The organism is Kaistella sp. SH40-3 (assembly GCF_030686865.1).
Taxonomy (GTDB): Bacteria; Bacteroidota; Bacteroidia; order Flavobacteriales; family Weeksellaceae; genus Kaistella.
Genome location: NZ_JAQYUS010000001.1, coordinates 296734 through 315109 on the forward strand (window position 1 = coordinate 296734; position 18376 = coordinate 315109).

Genomic DNA, 18376 nt, shown 5'->3' on the forward strand with positions numbered 1-18376 from the left:
TTTGTAAAAATCAAATATTAAAAAACTGATAGAGTTGTATTCCTTAAAATTGGCTTTATTGTGAGTGGCTAAAATAGTAAAAAAGTTAATACCGTGTTAAAAAAATGCAAAATATTTAAAAACCCATCATTTTAACAGGTCATGAAGCAGTACCAAAGGCAAGTTTAATGTAAAATTAACATTGAGACCTTTTAATTCTTTACCGTTGATTCCGGCTTTATCAATGGAGAAGGCGTAACCTCCAGTTAGATCAAGCAGACCAAATAAGGTGACTCCTGCTTTGGGTGCAATATATTTTGTAGTTGCTTCTGCACCAGCTAAAAAATAAACAGAATGATACAAATCTACATTCCTTTCGAAGTTTAATAACAAATCTCCCTGGATCTTTGGCATTATTACAAATTTACCATCGTTTGCGCCCATAATTCCGGCGACACCCAATCGGTAAATTACATCATCATTTTCCAGGAAAAGCAATCTTCCACCCAATTCTGCGAAACTTTGATTCTGATAAACATATCCTACATGAACCATTTTATGAACAGCAAACTGCCCTTTCGAAAACCCGAAAAAGAGGACTAATAACAAAGCGGAGAAAATGAATTTTTTATTCATTACGGTGATTTTATATTGAGTATAAAGATAAAAAAACTGCTTTAACATTTCTGAAAAAGCAGTTCTTTTTATTTTTTAAAGATTAAATTCTTTCTTAATATCATCTACTTTATCAAGTTTTTCCCACGTGAAAAATTCTAAGTCTTTAACGGCAAAAAGTTCTCCATTGGCTCTCTTAAACGTTTTATCAGCGACATAGTGTTCTCTTCCCATGTGACCATAAGAAGCTGTTTCCTGATAAATTGGATTTCTCAATTTTAAGTTTTGTTCAATTGCGTAAGGTCTTAAATCAAAGATCGTTTTAATTCTTTCTGCAATCTCGCCATCGTGTAAACCTAATTTTGAAGTTCCATAAGTATTAATGTACAATCCACAAGGTTCTGCGACACCAATGGCGTAAGATACCTGAACTAAAACCTCCTCAGCAACTCCGGCTGCAACTAAGTTTTTTGCGATATGACGAACTGCATACGCAGCACTCCTATCGACTTTCGAAGGATCTTTGCCAGAGAATGCGCCACCACCATGACCACCTTTTCCACCATAAGTATCTACGATGATTTTTCTCCCAGTTAAACCTGTATCTCCGTGTGGACCACCGATTACAAATTTACCGGTTGGGTTAACATGGTATTTAATCTGATCATTAAAAAGATCTTGAATTTCTTTTTTCTGTTTTGCTTTAACTTTAGGGATAAGAATTTCAATCATATCCTTTCTAATTTTCGCCAGCATTGCTTCTTCACTTCCGAAATCATCATGCTGTGTAGAAACTACGATAGAGTCAATTCTCACTGGTTTGTGATCATCAGAATACTCAATTGTAACCTGAGATTTTGCATCAGGACGAAGATATTTAACCGCATCGCTTTCTCTTCTTAGCACCGCCAGTTCCTTAAGAATGGTATGTGCTAAATCCAGAGCCAAAGGCATATAGTTTTCGGTTTCGTTGGTTGCATAACCGAACATCATTCCCTGATCACCTGCACCTTGTTTATTTGCTTTCGTTTCAAAATCATCATCTTCATGCGCACGATCTACTCCTTGATTAATATCTGGAGACTGTTCGTGAATCGCAGAAATCACTCCGCAAGAATCACCCGCGAACATGTATTCTCCTTTGGTATAACCAATTTTATTAATTACTTTTCTGGCAATATCCTGTACATCTAGGTAAGCATTTGATTTTACTTCTCCCGCCAAAACAACCTGACCTGTGGTCACTAAAGTTTCACAAGCTACTTTTGAAGAAGGATCATTTGCAAGAAAGTTATCGATTAAGGCATCAGATATTTGATCAGCCACTTTATCTGGGTGCCCTTCGGATACCGACTCAGAGGTAAATAAATAAGACATATTTCTTTTGTTTTTTAATTAAAAAAGTAGAAGTAAAATAGGTGATTGCAAAAGAAACTAAAAGAGAAAATTCGGTTTTAGCATTTTTTAATGAGGTTGCAATCAGTACAAATTTTTCCTCCTGTAAATTATTGGTGCAAATTTAGACACTATTTATCAAAACGCAAAATTTATTTTGATGTTATAAATCACTGTGGCTTTACACTCACATATTCTTCTGGATTTTGATTAAAATTCAGTTTATCTTTTAAGGAGTCCGCAATAAATTTAATCAATTCATCTAAAATTTTCTGTTTGTAAGTTGGCTTGTAATAAATTACAGAAATCTCCCGATACGGGAATGGCATTCTGAATCTTTTTACTTTTTCTTTTTGCTGATCGGTCAATTGCTCAACAGCAAGTTCTGGCAGAATACTGATACCGCCCAATTTATCTACCAGTTGAACTAATGTACTGATGTTAGAAGCCACAAATTCCAGATTTTTCGGTTTTACTGTGTTTTCTTTCAGTTCACAAATATTCTCAAACTGGGTTCTCAAACAGTTGCCTTCTTCCAAAAGCCAAACTTTTTGCACATCAATGTCTTCCGGAACCACAAAACTGTCTTTTTTTCCTGTTTCATCTGCAGCGTACAGCATCAATTCTTCATTAAATAAAAAGTCGTGATAAAATTCATTTGCAGCTGTATAAGGTGTAGAAATAATTCCTGCATCAAGTTCACCGGTTTTCAGAGCCTTGATGATATTATCAGTCGTCATTTCTTTAACGTTAAGTTCAATCTTTGGATTGTTTTTCAGAAAATCAAAAATTTCTGTTGGCAAGATAAAGCCTGAAATGGTGGGAAGAATGCCTAAATTAAGTTTTCCAGCCAACACATTATTCAATAAATTTGCTTTGCTTTTCAACTCATTAATGGCGTCGATTACTCTTTTCGCTTCAACGATTATTTGCACTCCTACATCAGTCGTTCGAATGGGGTGAGTTGTACGGTCGAAAATCTTCACATCCATCTCATCCTCAAACTTTTGAATCATCGCACTCAATGTAGGTTGCGTTATGAAGCAGGCTTGAGCCGCATTGCCAAAGTGTTTATATTTATCTACCGCGATAAGATATTCTAATTGCTGAATGTTCATTTGGTTAATTTAGTCTAGGTCAAATATACTTACATTTTGCCGAATTGTAATTATTTTTAAATAAATTTGAGGTTTATTAAAATCACTGATATGAGCGACAACAAACTGACTAACTCCGCCGGAATCCCTTATTATAATCACGAGGATTCGCAAACTGCTGGACCAAGAGGACCCGTCTTATTACAGGACTTCGTCTTACAGGAAAATCTGGCTCATTTTGTACGTGAAAGAATTCCTGAAAGAGTGGTACATGCAAAGGGAACTGGCGCTTACGGAACATTTACCGTAACCCACGATATTTCAAAATATACCAAAGCCAAACTATTTTCAAACGTTGGAAATTCATGCAGAATATTTACAAGATTCTCCACAGTTGGTGGTGAAAAAGGAAGCGCCGATACCGAAAGAGATCCTCGCGGTTTTGCAGTGAAATTCTACACAGAAGAAGGAAACTGGGATTTGGTCGGAAATAACACCCCCGTCTTCTTTATTAAAGATGCTAAAAAATTTCCAGATTTTATTCATACTCAGAAACGTTTACCAAAGACTAATTTAAAAAGTGCTACGATGATGTGGGATTTTTGGAGTTTCAATCCTGAATCACTACACCAGGTTTTAATCTTAATGTCGGATCGCGGAACTCCTCATGGTTATCGTCATATGCACGGTTTTGGATCCCACACTTTTTCAATGATTAATGCGGCCAATGAAAGAGTTTGGGTTAAGTTTCATTTCAAAACAAAACAAGGAATTAAAAACTTCACCGATGAAGATGCCGTAAAAATGAAAGGAGAAAATCCTGATTTTGCGCAGGAAGATTTAGTCAAATCTATAGAAGCTGGTGACTTTCCAAAATGGACTCTTTATCTACAGGTAATGACTGAGGATCAAGCAAAAGAATTTCGCTGGAATCCTTTTGATGTTACTAAAGTTTGGTTTCACGACGAATTCCCATTAATAGAAGTTGGTGAGATGGAACTGAATGAAATCCCCGTTAATTATTTCGCTCATGTAGAACAAGCCACTTTTTCTCCGAGTAATTTAATTAATGGAATTAGTTTTTCACCTGATAAAATGTTACAAGGTCGACTTTTCTCCTATCCAGACGCTCACCGTTATCGTGTTGGGGCAAATGCTCATTTGTTAGAAGTTAACCGCTGTCCATTTATGGTTAACAATTATCAGAGAGATGGCGCAATGGCAGATTCAAGTCACTATAAAGATGCACCAAATTATTACCCAAATAGTTTTGATGAAATTAAACCGTCAACCGATTATAAGAATTTCGAAGAAGATTTAGATAGCACGCGAGTAGCTAATTTTAATCGCAACGAAAATGATGACGATCATTTCACACAGCCTGGATTACTTTATTCAAAGGCGATGAACGAATCAGACCGACAAAATTTAACATCCAACATTGTAACTTCGATGAAAGGCATTTCGGGCCCGAAAAGAGATGAAATCATCAACCGCCAATTGTGTCTCTTTTTCCGAGCCAACATTGATTTGGGAATGAAAATCGCCATGGGCTTACAAGTAAATATTGATGGAAATATGATGAATCATTCGAAATAATAAGGAATATTTCAACGTAATATTAAATAATTCAGAATACGCGGAAACACATCAATTCAACTAGAAAAAATTGATTAATTTGCACCTAATAAAACATTCAATCACAAATAAATATGTCTTACGAAAATATAGTTTTAGAAACAGATCAAAGAACGGCAATCATTACTATTAACCGTCCACAAAGTTTAAATGCACTCAACGCGAAAACAATTTCAGAATTAAGTCAGGTTTTAGACGAAGTTTCTGCTGATTCACAATACAGAGCAGTAATCATCACCGGTAACGGTGAAAAATCATTTGTTGCTGGCGCTGATATCAAAGAATTTTCAGACTTCGGAACAGCCGCTGCTGAAGATTTAGCCAGAAACGGACAGCATTTTCTTTTCAATAAAATTGAAAACCTCAACAAGCCAGTAATTGCCGCTGTAAATGGTTTTGCATTAGGTGGAGGTTTAGAATTAGCCATGGCTTGCCACATTCGATACGTTTCAGAAAATGCGAAATTAGGATTACCAGAAGTAACTTTGGGATTAATTCCAGGCTATGGAGGAACGCAACGTTTACCTAAATTAGTTGGAAAAGGTTTAGCGAACGAATTAATTTTTTCTGCCAAAATGATTCCTGCACAACGTGCGAAAGAAATTGGTTTGGTCAATGAAGTTTTTAGTTTAGAAGAACTTTTACCTAAAACCAAAGAATTAGCAAATATCATCGCTCAAAATTCTCCTATGGGAATTACCAAAGCGATTATTGCTGTAAACCTTTCCGATACTGACAAAGGATTTGAAACTGAAATAAAATCTTTCGGTGAACTATTTGAAATGGACGATAAAAAAGAAGGCGTCGCCGCTTTTTTAGAAAAAAGAAAACCTTCATTTTAAAGGGCAATTCACAAAATTTTAAAAAACTCAATTTTTGAAAGTAACCAAATTTGACATTGCTTATTTAAAAATGGCAAGTGTATGGGCTCAACTTTCTTACTGCAAAAGAAAGCAAGTAGGAGCGCTCATTGTAAAAGACCGTATGATTATTTCAGACGGTTATAATGGAACACCATCTGGTTTTGAAAACCGTTGCGAAGATGATGCAGGAAACACCCAATGGTATGTTCTGCATGCGGAAGCAAATGCGATATTAAAACTGGCCGGATCAACACAATCGGCTAAAGATGCTACGCTATATCTGACTTTATCACCCTGTAAAGAATGTAGTAAACTAATTTTGCAGGCAGGAATTAAAAAATTGGTCTACGTTGACCATTATAAAGATAATGATGGAATTGAATTTCTAAGAAATCACGGAATTGAAATTTTACATGTTCCGGATGATGACCTTTAATAAAAACACAAACATACACAATGATGACTTGGGATGAAAAAATTAAAGACTTTGAAACCTTTTTAAAATTTGAAAGAAATTTTTCTGAAAATACAGTCGACGCTTACTTACGAGATATAAAAAAACTAAAGGATTACGCAGAATTAAGCTTGGACAATACCGGTCCACTTGTGATCACTTATGAAAATATTCAAGAATATCTTTTTCAACTCTCTAAACAAAAATTTAGCGAAAGAACGCAGGCAAGATGGATTTCTTCCATTAAAGCTTTCTTTAAATATCTGGTAGAAGATGAAGTACGGGAAGATAATCCTGCTACCCTACTCGAAGGACCCAAACTTGGACTCTACCTTCCAGATACGCTTAGTTTTGAAGATGTGGAAAGAATTATTAATGCAATTAACATTAATACCGATTTAGGAAAAAGAAACCTTTGTATGATTGAGGTTCTCTACGGTTGTGGTTTGCGGGTTTCCGAATTGATTGATTTAAAAATCTCTAATATTAACTTTAAAGAATCTTATCTTAAAGTTGAAGGAAAGGGAGATAAATCGAGATTCGTTCCTTTAGCAAAGTTCACATCAAACCTCATCAAAGAATACATCCTTGAGGTGCGGTCGAAAGGCAAAATAAACAAAAAACATGAAGACATTGTTTTCCTGAACAGTCGGGGATCTTCGATGTCGAGAGTGATTGTCTTTATCATTATTAAAGAATTAACTGAAAAAGCAGGCATCAGCAAAAAGATTTCGCCGCACACTTTCCGACATTCTTTTGCGACTCACCTTTTACAAAATGGTGCCGATTTACGCTATATTCAGGAAATGTTGGGACACTCAAGTATTACGACCACTGAGATTTATACCCATTTAAAAAATGAAGAACTGCGCGATGTAATCCTTAATTATCATCCGAGAAATAAAGTAGAATGAACGATTTAAAATACTGTCCAACATGTGGAAACGCCTCATTAAATTGGGATGGAGAAAAAAGATGGAGTTGCTCTAATTGCGATTATGTACTTTTCCACAACGTTGCTGGAGCAGTTGCTGTCATCATTAAAAACGGTGATGAAATTCTTTTCACGCGACGGAATCAAGAACCAAAAAAAGGCAAACTCGATTTAGCCGGCGGATTTGTAGATCCGAAAGAATCCGCCGAAAACACCTGCGTTCGCGAATTGTTTGAAGAAATGAAAATCAAAGTTGATATTTCTCAATTAAAATATCTGGCGAGTTTACCAAATACGTATGAGTATAAAAACATTCTGTACAATACGATTGATCTTTTCTACGAATATGAAGTTTCAGAAAAACTAGAATTACACTTAGAACTGTCAGAAATTTCGGAAACGATTTGGATCAAAAAAAATGAAATCATTATAGAAGACATTGCCTTTGATTCTCAGAAAATATTTTTTAAAAATTATATCGACTCTTAATTAATCCATAGAATTATCATCGATGTCGCGATGTTTTTTTTAACGTAAATTTGCAGATCGTAAATTTCAATCATGCAGGAACAAATCGTTTTCGAAGACAACCATCTTTTAGTCATTAATAAAAAAGCCGGACAACTCGTTCAGGGTGATAAAACCGGCGATTTATCTTTGTTGGATTTACTTAAAGTTTTCATTAAAAAAAGAGATCAAAAACCTGGAAATGTATTCTTAGGTTTGGTTCACCGCATCGACCGACCAACTTCGGGCTTGGTCATTTATGCAAAAACGTCGAAAGCACTTTCGCGTTTAACGCAGATGGTTAAGAATCGGGAAATCAAAAAGACGTATTGGGCAGTTGTTCCGAAAGTTGAAATTCCGAAAAGTCAGCGATTGATTCATTATCTACAGAAAAACGAAAAAACCAATAAATCGACGGTTTTCCCGAAAGTCACTGAAGGTGCAAAAGAAGCAATTCTTCATTATGAAATCATCAAAACTTTAGATAATTTTCAGTTATTGGAAGTTGATTTAGAAACGGGTCGTCATCATCAAATCCGCGCTCAATTGTCGAAGATTGGTGTTCCCATTAAAGGAGATTTAAAATACGGTTCGCCACGTTCTAATCCAGATGGCGGAATTCATCTTCATGCAAGAAGGTTACAATTCATTCACCCCGTAACATTAGAAAAACTAACCATTACCGCACCAGTTCCTCAGAATGATTCGGTTTGGAAAGCGTGTGAAGATTAATAAACCTTACGGTTGAGTTGGCGGAACAACACCTCCATTTGTATCTGTCGGATTGGTTTGCTTTAAAATATTAGCATCTTCTTTTACCAGTTTATTCTTGGTCGGAATTTTATAATTCACCGAAAAACCAAAGTTTCTTGTATCCGTTTTATTATAAAGGAAAACGCTGCTTCCAGTCACCGGTTTAGAGTGAAGTTGGGTTACCTGCGTATTCAATAAATCATTCCCATAAACAGAAACTGTTAAGCGATCATTCATAAATTTCTTGGCAAAAGTCAGATCAAACCTTTCGTTAAAAGGCCGTTCAGATTCGAAGTAATAAAAGCCAGATCTCTTTGATAGTACATTATAATTCGCTGTTAATTTTATTTGCAACGGCAACATAATCTGCGCCATCAAGTTTAAAACAAACATTCCTTTCGGATCAATTTCCTTAATTTCGTGTTTCATATACCCAGCATAAACATAGAGAAAATTAATTTTATCCGGATTAAAATTCACCTTCATAATTTCACTTAAGGGCGTCGTAAAAATCATAAAGGGAATCGGCATTCCGATGTTGAAATTATGAATTCTCATGTTTGGAATATTCACCTGCTCATTTTTTATCACATCACCATCCCGAGAAAGTAATTGTGCAACTTGATTGTCGATTGAGGAAACATTATAACCGATAAAAGCATAATCAAAGGCCGAAAGTTTAATTTCAAAATTGTCAAAAATAGTCGGCTGTAAATATGGATTTCCGGTTATTGAAGAGTTCGGTCCTGTAAAAGTATTGTTATTTGGATTCAGCGCAGAAATACTTGGCAAGGTAATTTTCTTGTTATAATTCAAAGCCAAATAAACCTGATTCATCAAATTATACTGAATACTCGCATTGGGAAACAATTTGAATTTATTAAAAGAATTTAGTTCGCCTTCCTGCAACATTCCATTGACATCATTGAATCTTGTCTTGCCCGAAATATCATAATTCTCGGCTCTTGTTCCTAAAGTAAAATCAAACTTTTTCAGTTTTGCCTGAAATTCCAAATAAGTGGAAGCGGTATTTCTCTGATATTCAAGATTGATGATTCCTTTACTTTCTGTATCGAAAATCTGATTTTCGTATAAGCCACCGAAACTTACTTTTCCCTCATCTAAAATTTTCAAGGGCTGAGAGAAATCAACTTTAAAGTTAGAAACCTGCATCACAGAATTATTATCGAGCAACCTTCCATAACTTTGATTTCCAAAAGAAGTAGAATTATTGTAAATATTATCTTGATAAAAATCGTTATCTGAGCGCGTATATCCCGCCTGGAAATCTAACTTTTTATTCTTGTCATCAAATCTTTTTTGATAAGTAACCACTGCTTCCTGACGAAGAGAAGTTGTTTTTGCTGCATCGAGCGCATTAAAGTAATTCGTGTGCAAACTCGGCATTGTAAATGAACCATCGCTTAAAGTAACGTTATCATTATTGTTATTATAAACGTCGTAATTCAATAACAATTTATCATTACCCAAATCAAAAGTAACTCCAGCCTTTGCAAAAGTCCCACGAGCGATTCGATCGGTATTCGATAAAACCAGGTTATCCTGATTGCTGTTCATTTCACTTTCACGGTAACTTTGGCCTACTCTCAACTGCCAGCCGAAATATTTATTTCTGGCATTTAAACTCAAAGAATTATTAGTTCTACTGCGGAATTTATCTTCATTCGTAAAAGCATAATTCCCGGCATAAGTAGCTGTTAAATACTTGTTCGCATTTTTATTAGTGATGATATTCATAATTGCTCCACCAGAAGAGGCAGGAAATTCAGCGCCGGGTTGCGTAATCACTTCAATTCGTTCAATTGAATTTGCAGGCATTCCTTCCAGAAAAGAAGTCAAATCGTTACTGGAAATATTTAAAGGACGACCGTTCAAATAAACTGCAAGCATTTTTCCCTGATACATCATTCCGGCGATATCGGTAGCAACTAATCCCGGAAGTTTTTTAATTCCTTCCATCGCAGATCCCGTGTTTAGGCTTTCTTGCTCCGAAAAATCAAAGATTGTTCGATCGGCTTTTTGCTCAACTGCTTTTTTAGTTTTGGTGATAATTACACCTTCAATTTCTTTTTCTTTGGTTGGGGAATTTGGTTTTTCCTGTGAAAAATAAAGTTGAGAAAATATTAAGGCAATAAATGCAGAGGATAGTTTTTTGGTCATAAATTGATTTCTACTTAATAAGACAACGGAACTGAGAAAATGTTACAGAATTTACTCTTTGGATCAGACTTTATCCTATCTTTCGTTAAATGACGACTTCATAATTTAAACTTATTTCTCAATTTAATTCGCTCTATTCTTTTCATCAAAATCTATAGAACGGTTATTGTTTTTTACTTTCTGGTTTCCAAAATTATAGGTTGCACTAAATGTAAATTTTCTTGCATCCCAATAGTTATTGAAGGTCTGAATATTATCTGCAAAATAAACCGTTCCCTTATATCCGGATTGACGGAAAATATCATTTACAGAAAGATTTATTTGCAACGCTTTTTCAATTAAACTCACTTTTATTCCTGCACTGAAATTCGCGTTACTTTCTGAAAAACTATTGCCACTTTTCGATGGTAAATTTTGCCAATAATTCATTAGCAAAAAGAAAGTTTTCTGTTTATTCAATTGAAAAGTATTGTTGGTCGAATAATAAAAAGATTGCCCATTTTGTGGTAAAGCATCAAATTTTAAAATTTGCGAATCACTATAAGTCAAAGAAGTTGAAAGATTAGTTTCCCAAAATTTAAAAAACGTATTCGAATAATTAAGATTAAGACCAAATGTATTCTCATTAAAATAATTTTCATAGGTACTGATCATGTTAATTCCGTCCAGAAAACTGATTTGATCAAAATTATCGATGCTTCTTTGGTAATAAATATTTGCGGAAAATTTACTTTTAAAAATATAATTAAATTCAATATTATGATTAAAGGAAGGTTGTAAAATTGGATTTCCGGCAAAATAATTATATGGATTAGAATACCATCGAAATGGATTCAGCGCTCGGAAATAAGGCCGATTTATTCTCTTGGAATAGTTTAAACTGAATTGATTGTTTTCGTTTGCTTCGTACGAAATATAAGCAGTTGGAAATAATTGACCGTAATTATTTTCAGATTTCGATTGAGTCGTTTTCGAAAATCCATCTGTTTGGGTATACTCATATCGAAGTCCAAATTTAGCAGACCACTTCTCACCGAAATCTTTAATGGCACTTAAATAAGCAGCATAATTCTTTTCATCATATTGAAAAACATTGCTTCTTTCGGAATTCATTTCGTAATCATTATTAATAAAATTAAAATATTGAATGTCTGAACTATTAGAGAACTGGCTATACTTCAAACCTGTTTCTACTTTAATATTTTTAAAATTTAAAGAAAGATCACCTTGCCCAGAATAAATTTTATAATCTACGTACGATAAATTTCTTACTATTTGATTGGATTGATTCGCCAAATCTGTCGTTATAAAATTAACATTCGTTTCTGGTAAATTTCCATAGTAATTGGCTCCAAAACTTAATTTGTGTTCACCCAATTTTTGGTCATAAAACAAATTCAATAATTGTGAAGTTGCAGTTGAACGGTGTTTAGAATCAGTATTGGTATTCAATATATTTTGAGTTCCCGAGAAATATCGACTTTTTGAATCAATATCCATATTAGAATGATTTTTTGAAAGATCATAAATAAAACCGACAGTGGCCTTTTCAGAAAGCGAATAATCAAGATTTACATTCATTCCCAATCCATCATTCATATCGCGTCTTTCATCTCTGCCAAGATCAGAATTAACTCCGATGAAATTAAAATTTTCTATCGATTTTTTCTCATCATCATAACCACGAAACTTTACCGAAGTTTTTAGTTTTTCATTTTGATAATTTACACCGCCAGAACCTCCAAATCCATCATAAGTAGATTGTTTATAATAAGAATTTAAATAACCGTTCCAACCGAGGTTTTGGTTTTTCTTTAAAACAATATTAATAATTCCGCTATTTCCCTGCGCTTCATATTTCGCCGGTGGCGTGGTAATTACTTCAATTTTTGCAATATTCTCAGATCGTAAACTTTTGAGATAATTGATTAATTCTGCACCGGAAAGATTTAACATTCGATCATTAACCATAATTGAAACACCACTTTTTCCAACAATAGAAAGTAAACCTTTGTCTTCATCAATCTTCAATATTGGTGTATTTGCCAAAACCTCAACTCCAGAACTTCCTTCGGAAACCATCGCATTTTGAACATTATAAATAAACCGATCAACTTTTCTTTCGAAGATTTTTTTCTTTCCTTCGAGAACTACAGTTTCGATATTTTTAATCTTGATAGAATCTTCTACTTGTCCAAATAAGGAAATAGAAAATAGGGATGAAATTAGTAAAGTTGATTTGCTCATAATTGTATTGTTCTTATTTATAACACTTAATGAAGTGTTTCTGTTACATTGTATGACGCAAAACTATAAAAGTAGATGTAGAACTAAAACCGATTTTAGACAAAGCCATTTTCTTACCCGATTAAATAGTTTCATCGGAAAATATGGTATGTTCGTCGAAAATTAGGTTCACAGTTTTTATAAATCTCTATTTTTGTTGCATGAAAAACAAGGCTCTTCTTTATTTACATTTATTTTATTGGCTAATCAATATGATTGGAAGCGTCATAATTCCCTATTTCGTCTTCCATACAAAGTATCCTATTTTAAACATTACCTTCTTTATTACAAGTCTTGCTTGTTTCTATATTAATTATTTCTTCGTCGTATCAGCATTTTTCGACATCAATAAATTATATAAAACGATTGTGGGATTTTTCTTAAGTGTATTATTTTTTGTCATCATCCGATTTTGTATTGAAGAATGGTTTCTTCCCAACTATTGGGGTTTTAGAAATTATGCTGAAAAGACAAGTTTTGGCTTCTATTTTTTTGATAATATTTATTTCAGCAGCAACACCATATTTATCAGCACCGTTTTTTGGTTGTTTAAAAAATTCTCTGATTCTGAAAAAGAAAAAAGTCTTTTATTAAGTGAAAAGAAAAGCGCACAACTTCAAGCGTTAAAAACTCAAATTAATCCGCATTTCATTTTCAATTCTTTGAATAATATTTATTCATTGGTTTATCAAAAATCAGATAAAGCATTATCTGCACTTGAAGAATTAAGCCAATTATTGAGATACAGCACCAAAGATTTAGAAAAAGATTTTATCTCTTTAGATAAAGAAATTGAATATATTGACAGTCTGATTGCACTTGAAAAATTACGAATTAAAAATCCTGACCTTTTAATTGTAGAAAAAAACATCAATTATGCGGATCTTGATATTTCACCGATGTTATTAGTTCCTTTCGTAGAGAATGCTTTCAAACATGGAGATTTTGATGGAAACGGTTTTACTTTAAAAATAAATGATAACGATAAAACAGTGCATTTCCATCTTCATAATTTTAAAAATGAAAAAGTGAAAGATGCAGTTTCGGGAATTGGAATTGACAATGTTAAAAAACGTCTCGAAATTTTATATCCTCAAAAACATCAGTTAAATATTACCGAATCTCAAACAGAATTTACAGTAGATTTGAAAATCAATTTGCATTAAAATAAGAAAATCAACATGAAGAAAATAAAATGTATTATCGTTGATGATGAACCTTTGGCAGTTCAGTTGCTGGAAAATTATGTACAAAAAATTCCGTTTTTAGATTTGGTTTTCACGTCCAATAATCCAGTTACTGTTTTGGAATATATTCAAAATAATGAGGCTGATCTTATTTTCCTTGATATTCAAATGCCGCAATTATCGGGTATTAACTTTATGAAAATTGCAGGTGAACAATTGAAATATATTTTGACAACTGCATATTCGGAATATGCTTTAGAAGGTTATGAACACAATGTTATCGATTATCTTTTGAAACCAATATCTTTTGACCGTTTTAGCAAAAGCACTTTGAAAGCACAGGAACATTTTCAAATTAAAAATGCTGGCATTTCACATTTTTTCGTGAAATCTTCAGGTCAACAAAACCGAATTAATTTTGACGATATTTCTTTTATTGAAAGCATTAAAGATTACGTCAACATCAAAACAGAACATCAGGAACATATCGTTTTAGAAACTTTAAAATCCTTAGAAAATCAACTTCCCGATCATTTTTTGAGAGTTCATAAATCCTTTATTATCAATTTAAATAAAATTCAAACGATTGATGGAAAAAACATTCAATTGGTTTCTGAAAAAATAATCCCAATCGGCGAAACCTACAAATCTGATTTTCTTTTAAAAATAAAAAACCGCCCAATTTCTTGAGCGGTTTTTATTATAACTTTAAATACAATTATGCATTTCTTGCTGCTTCTGCGGCGATTAAGTTCAAAGCAGATCCTGCTTTATACCAATCGATTTGTTGAGCATTATAAGTGTGGTTTGTTACAACGATATCTTTAGTTCCATCAGCGTGTACCAGTTCTAAAGTCAATGGTTTCCCTGGAGCAAACTGATCTAAATCTAAGAAATTCACCGTATCATCTTCCTGGAATTTGTCGTAATCTGCTTTATCGGCAAACGTTAAACCAAGCATACCTTGTTTTTTCAAATTCGTTTCGTGGATACGGGCAAAAGATTTAACCAAGACTGCTTTTACACCAAGATGTCTTGGCTCCATAGCAGCGTGCTCTCTGGAAGAACCTTCACCATAGTTTTCGTCACCAACTACAATTGTTGGAACGCCAGCCGCTTTGTAGGCTCTTGCTACAGCAGGAACTTCACCGTATTCTCCTGTAAGAGTGTTTTTCACCGTGTTGGTTTCCATATTGTAAGCGTTGATAGCACCAATCAACATATTGTTAGAAATATTATCTAAATGTCCACGGTATTTTAACCACGGTCCAGCCATAGAAATATGGTCGGTTGTACATTTTCCAAAAGCTTTAATTAAAACTTTAGCACCAGTAATGTTTTGTCCATCCCAAGGTTGGAAAGGTGCCAATAACTGAAGTCTGTCAGAAGTTGGGCTAACCGCAATCTGAACAGTTGAACCATCTTCAGACGGTGCCTGATAACCATTGTCATCTACAGCAAAACCTCTTTCCGGAAGTTCGAATCCTTTTGGTTCGTCTAATTTAATTTGCTCTCCGGCTTCGTTGGTTAATGTATCTGTGATTGGATTAAAATCTAATCTTCCAGCAATTGCTACAGCAGCAACCATTTCTGGTGACGCTACGAAGGCATGCGTATTTGGATTTCCATCTGCTCTTTTCGCAAAGTTTCTGTTGAATGAATGGATGATTGAGTTCACTTCTCCTTTATCAGAACCTTCTCTATCCCACTGACCGATACAAGGTCCACAAGCATTGGTAAAGATTCTTGCGTTTTCGAATTTTCTAAATGAATCTAAGAAACCATCCCTCTCAGCCGTGAATTTCACCTGCTCAGAACCTGGGTTAATTCCTAAAATCGCTTTTGGTTTAACTCCTTTCGCGAAAGCATCTTCAACAATAGAAGCCGCTCTTGATAAATCTTCATAAGAAGAGTTGGTACAAGAACCGATTAATGCCCATTCTACTTCAATTGGCCATCCGTTTGCAACTGCTTTTTCATGGAATTCAGCAACAGGAGTTGCCAAGTCTGGTGTGAAAGGTCCGTTTAAGTGTGGAGTTAATTCATCTAAATTAATCTCAATAACCTGATCGAAATATAATTCCGCGTTTGCATACACTTCAGGATCACCAGTTAAGTGATCAGCGATTACATCAGCAGCATCTACTACATCCTGTCTTCCGGTTGCAGATAAATATCTTCTCATTGAATCATCATATCCGAACGTAGAAGTGGTTGCTCCAATTTCAGCACCCATGTTACAGATTGTACCTTTTCCGGTTGCAGAAAGTGAGTTTGCACCTTCACCAAAATATTCTACGATGCAACCAGTTCCTCCTTTTACAGTAAGAATCCCAGCAACTTTTAAAATAATATCTTTTGCAGAAGCCCATCCGCTTAATCTACCAGTTAACTTAATACCGATTAATTTTGGCATTTTAAGTTCCCAAGCCATTCCGGCCATTACGTCAACAGCATCTGCACCACCAACACCAATTGCAACCATTCCTAATCCACCTGCATTTACAGTGTGTGAGTCAGTTCCAATCATCATTCCACCTGGGAATGCATAGTTTTCTAAAACTACCTGGTGAATAATTCCAGCACCTGGTTTCCAAAAACCAATACCGTATTTATCACAAACAGAACTTAAGAAATTAAATACTTCTGAGTTTTTATTAATACCTTCCTGCAAATCTGAAGCAGCACCTACTCTTGCCTGGATCAGGTGATCGGCGTGTGCTGTAGAAGGAACAGCAACTTTTGCTTTTCCGGCTTGCATGAACTGCAATAATGCCATTTGTGCAGTTGCATCTTGCATTGCTACTCTGTCCGGAGCGAAATCTACATAAGAATTTCCTCTTTCATGAGCATGGGTAGCATTGCCTTCCCAAAGGTGAGAGTAAAGGATTTTTTCTGCAAGGGTAAGTGGTTTGCCCACGACTTTACGAGCCGCTTCGATCCTCTCCGGATACCTTGCATACACCTTCTTAATCATATCAATGTCAAAAGTCATATCTATAGGTTTTTTATTATTTTATTAGAAAGTCAAAAATACGATTTTTTTTAAGTTTAACTTGATTAATGTCATTTAGAATAAATATAAATATGATATTTTATTTCTATTTGCTTACTTTTAAAAATTAAAATTCATCGTCAAAAAAGAACGAAATTTATACCGTGGTAATTGTCTTAATAAATAATAGTGGTCAAAAAAAACATTCATTATAGCATCTATTTCAGTCTTCTCATTATGGTAGGATTGATTTATTATTTCTATCATCCTGCTCATTATCAAATCTTCCCAAAATGCATATTCAAAAGCATGACCGGATTAAATTGTCCAGGTTGTGGTGCACAAAGAGCCACTCACGAATTGCTACATCTTAATTTAAAAAGTGCTTTTGCTTACAATCCTTTGCTCGTCGTTTCTCTGCCGTATGCATTTAGTGGATTACTACTCTATCAAACCAAATTAAAAGATCATTTCCCAAAAACGAGACAGTTTTTATTTGGACAAAAAGCAATTTTTACTGTGTTATTTATTGTACTTCTTTTCTTTATTTTCCGGAATTTATAAATGATTATTTTTGCAGACTATTTATAAGATATGATGAAAAATATTCTGACTTTATTTTTATTAAGTTTCTCGATTGCTATTATTGCACAGAAAAAAACGATTAATAAAAAAGTTATCGTTAAAAAAAGTGTTGTAAAAAAAACAATTTCTCCTCTAATAAATTCAGATTTAATTAAAATTAATGACTCTATTCCGCCGCTTATTCCTTTCAGAAAAGAAGGTAAATACGGATTTAAAAATCAGAACGGAAAAATTATAATTCAACCCGTTTACAGTAATGTTGGTTTTTTCACAGAAGACTGCAACTTGCTGAATTCCCCCAATAGCCACATTCGAAAATTTGGCAAAAAAGATTATGCTTCCGTTCGTTTTAATGGCGAAGATTATCGAATTGATTTTAGTGGAAAACGCGTTTATCATTTTAAGAGTGAAGATATTGGAACTTGTCCTCCTCAATTTAAATCGCAATTATTTCATGCTTATATCATGAATGAAAAATATGGAATCATCGAGGATTCTAAATTTAAAGATGCCACCGATTACCGACAGTTTACCATTTATCCGCAGTTTGATTATCTATTTATTTTGGAAGGTGATGATTTAAAAAACCCAATGATCATCGCAGTAAAAAACGACAAATTCGGAATTATCGATGTAAATGGAAAAGTGATTATTCCTTTCGAATATGAAGATATCAAAAGAAATTTCAGTTGGAAACTGGGCCGTCTGTTCGAAGTAACCAACGATGGCGAAAACTACTTTTTTATTGACGCTGAAAACAAACCTTATTCATAAAATATTTTTGTAAGTTTGCACCCAGAAATTAAAGGGGTGCTGTAAAACGCTGAGATTATACCCAATGAACCTGGAACAGGTAATGCTGTTTAGGGACAATTCGACTTCATTTTAAATGATGCTCGAAACCGTA

At 34.2% G+C, this 18376-nt stretch carries 16 protein-coding genes and 1 riboswitch; of the genes, 10 read left to right on the forward strand and 6 right to left on the reverse strand.

The window, feature by feature from the left end:
• Positions 1-126 precede the first annotated feature (126 nt).
• The 3 genes from PUH65_RS01295 to PUH65_RS01305 form a co-directional block, all read right to left on the reverse strand.
• Positions 127-615 (reverse strand): hypothetical protein, encoded by a 489-nt coding sequence (locus tag PUH65_RS01295; RefSeq protein ID WP_305518048.1) that lies wholly within the window; start codon positions 613-615, stop codon positions 127-129.
• A gap of 75 nt (positions 616-690) precedes the next feature.
• Complete coding sequence (metK, locus tag PUH65_RS01300; protein ID WP_305518049.1) at positions 691-1971, reverse strand: methionine adenosyltransferase; 1281 nt, start codon at positions 1969-1971, stop codon at positions 691-693.
• 188 nt (positions 1972-2159) lie between these two features.
• Positions 2160-3107, reverse strand: coding sequence for a hydrogen peroxide-inducible genes activator (locus PUH65_RS01305; RefSeq protein WP_305518050.1), 948 nt, complete (start codon positions 3105-3107; stop codon positions 2160-2162).
• Between the two features lie 90 nt (positions 3108-3197).
• On the opposite strand from PUH65_RS01305, the gene PUH65_RS01310 reads away from it, so the two are divergent.
• From PUH65_RS01310 to PUH65_RS01335, 6 genes are all read left to right on the forward strand, one after another.
• Positions 3198-4685, forward strand: a complete 1488-nt coding sequence (locus PUH65_RS01310; protein ID WP_305518051.1) for a catalase — start codon at positions 3198-3200, stop codon at positions 4683-4685.
• 113 nt (positions 4686-4798) lie between these two features.
• Positions 4799-5566 carry an enoyl-CoA hydratase-related protein gene (locus tag PUH65_RS01315; protein WP_305518052.1) on the forward strand — a complete coding sequence of 256 codons (768 nt, stop codon included), beginning with the start codon at positions 4799-4801 and terminating at the stop codon, positions 5564-5566.
• A 34-nt stretch (positions 5567-5600) separates the two neighbouring features.
• Positions 5601-6023, forward strand: a complete 423-nt coding sequence (locus PUH65_RS01320) for a dCMP deaminase family protein (protein ID WP_305518053.1) — start codon at positions 5601-5603, stop codon at positions 6021-6023.
• Positions 6024-6046: 23 nt separating this feature from the next.
• Positions 6047-6955, forward strand: coding sequence for a site-specific tyrosine recombinase XerD (gene xerD / locus PUH65_RS01325; RefSeq protein ID WP_305518408.1), 909 nt, complete (start codon positions 6047-6049; stop codon positions 6953-6955).
• On the forward strand, positions 6952-7464 hold the full coding sequence (locus PUH65_RS01330; protein ID WP_305518054.1) for an NUDIX domain-containing protein: 513 nt from the start codon (positions 6952-6954) through the stop codon (positions 7462-7464). Before xerD ends, PUH65_RS01330 begins: the two co-directional genes overlap by 4 nt.
• A gap of 69 nt (positions 7465-7533) precedes the next feature.
• The gene (locus PUH65_RS01335) at positions 7534-8214 is read left to right on the forward strand and encodes an RluA family pseudouridine synthase (protein WP_305518409.1); all 681 of its coding nucleotides are present in this window, start codon (positions 7534-7536) and stop codon (positions 8212-8214) included.
• Positions 8215-8220: 6 nt separating this feature from the next.
• Here the strand turns inward: PUH65_RS01335 and PUH65_RS01340 are convergent, their stop codons facing one another.
• Together PUH65_RS01340 and PUH65_RS01345 are read right to left on the reverse strand one after the other, a co-directional pair.
• The gene (locus PUH65_RS01340) at positions 8221-10416 is read right to left on the reverse strand and encodes an outer membrane beta-barrel protein (RefSeq protein WP_305518055.1); all 2196 of its coding nucleotides are present in this window, start codon (positions 10414-10416) and stop codon (positions 8221-8223) included.
• 123 nt (positions 10417-10539) lie between these two features.
• The gene (locus tag PUH65_RS01345; protein ID WP_305518056.1) at positions 10540-12663 is read right to left on the reverse strand and encodes an outer membrane beta-barrel family protein; all 2124 of its coding nucleotides are present in this window, start codon (positions 12661-12663) and stop codon (positions 10540-10542) included.
• 251 nt (positions 12664-12914) lie between these two features.
• Here PUH65_RS01345 and PUH65_RS01350 point away from each other — a divergent pair, with 251 nt between their 5' ends.
• Both PUH65_RS01350 and PUH65_RS01355 read left to right on the forward strand, forming a co-directional pair.
• Positions 12915-13868 (forward strand): sensor histidine kinase, encoded by a 954-nt coding sequence (locus tag PUH65_RS01350; RefSeq protein ID WP_305552529.1) that lies wholly within the window; start codon positions 12915-12917, stop codon positions 13866-13868.
• A 15-nt stretch (positions 13869-13883) separates the two neighbouring features.
• A complete protein-coding gene (locus PUH65_RS01355) occupies positions 13884-14579 on the forward strand; it encodes a LytTR family DNA-binding domain-containing protein (protein ID WP_305518058.1) in 696 nt (231 codons plus the stop codon).
• Positions 14580-14607: 28 nt separating this feature from the next.
• Here the strand turns inward: PUH65_RS01355 and PUH65_RS01360 are convergent, their stop codons facing one another.
• Positions 14608-16884 carry an aconitate hydratase gene (locus PUH65_RS01360; protein ID WP_305518059.1) on the reverse strand — a complete coding sequence of 759 codons (2277 nt, stop codon included), beginning with the start codon at positions 16882-16884 and terminating at the stop codon, positions 14608-14610.
• Positions 16885-17121: 237 nt separating this feature from the next.
• Between PUH65_RS01360 and PUH65_RS01365 the strand changes: the two genes are divergently transcribed.
• On the forward strand, positions 17122-17448 hold the full coding sequence (locus PUH65_RS01365) for a DUF2752 domain-containing protein (RefSeq protein ID WP_305518060.1): 327 nt from the start codon (positions 17122-17124) through the stop codon (positions 17446-17448).
• Between the two features lie 30 nt (positions 17449-17478).
• On the forward strand, positions 17479-18243 hold the full coding sequence (locus PUH65_RS01370) for a WG repeat-containing protein (RefSeq protein ID WP_305518061.1): 765 nt from the start codon (positions 17479-17481) through the stop codon (positions 18241-18243).
• A gap of 22 nt (positions 18244-18265) precedes the next feature.
• Positions 18266-18356, forward strand: a riboswitch (TPP riboswitch).
• Positions 18357-18376: the final 20 nt, after the last annotated feature.

Coding starts and splice junctions, on each gene's coding strand:
- PUH65_RS01295 (WP_305518048.1), bottom strand. CDS start 615: ATGAATAAAAAATTCATTTTCTCCGCTTTGTTATTAGTCCTCTTTTTC.
- metK (WP_305518049.1), bottom strand. CDS start 1,971: ATGTCTTATTTATTTACCTCTGAGTCGGTATCCGAAGGGCACCCAGAT.
- PUH65_RS01305 (WP_305518050.1), bottom strand. CDS start 3,107: ATGAACATTCAGCAATTAGAATATCTTATCGCGGTAGATAAATATAAA.
- PUH65_RS01310 (WP_305518051.1), top strand. CDS start 3,198: ATGAGCGACAACAAACTGACTAACTCCGCCGGAATCCCTTATTATAAT.
- PUH65_RS01315 (WP_305518052.1), top strand. CDS start 4,799: ATGTCTTACGAAAATATAGTTTTAGAAACAGATCAAAGAACGGCAATC.
- xerD (WP_305518408.1), top strand. CDS start 6,047: ATGACTTGGGATGAAAAAATTAAAGACTTTGAAACCTTTTTAAAATTT.
- PUH65_RS01330 (WP_305518054.1), top strand. CDS start 6,952: ATGAACGATTTAAAATACTGTCCAACATGTGGAAACGCCTCATTAAAT.
- PUH65_RS01340 (WP_305518055.1), bottom strand. CDS start 10,416: ATGACCAAAAAACTATCCTCTGCATTTATTGCCTTAATATTTTCTCAA.
- PUH65_RS01345 (WP_305518056.1), bottom strand. CDS start 12,663: ATGAGCAAATCAACTTTACTAATTTCATCCCTATTTTCTATTTCCTTA.
- PUH65_RS01350 (WP_305552529.1), top strand. CDS start 12,915: ATGATTGGAAGCGTCATAATTCCCTATTTCGTCTTCCATACAAAGTAT.
- PUH65_RS01355 (WP_305518058.1), top strand. CDS start 13,884: ATGAAGAAAATAAAATGTATTATCGTTGATGATGAACCTTTGGCAGTT.
- PUH65_RS01360 (WP_305518059.1), bottom strand. CDS start 16,884: ATGACTTTTGACATTGATATGATTAAGAAGGTGTATGCAAGGTATCCG.
- PUH65_RS01365 (WP_305518060.1), top strand. CDS start 17,122: ATGGTAGGATTGATTTATTATTTCTATCATCCTGCTCATTATCAAATC.
- PUH65_RS01370 (WP_305518061.1), top strand. CDS start 17,479: ATGATGAAAAATATTCTGACTTTATTTTTATTAAGTTTCTCGATTGCT.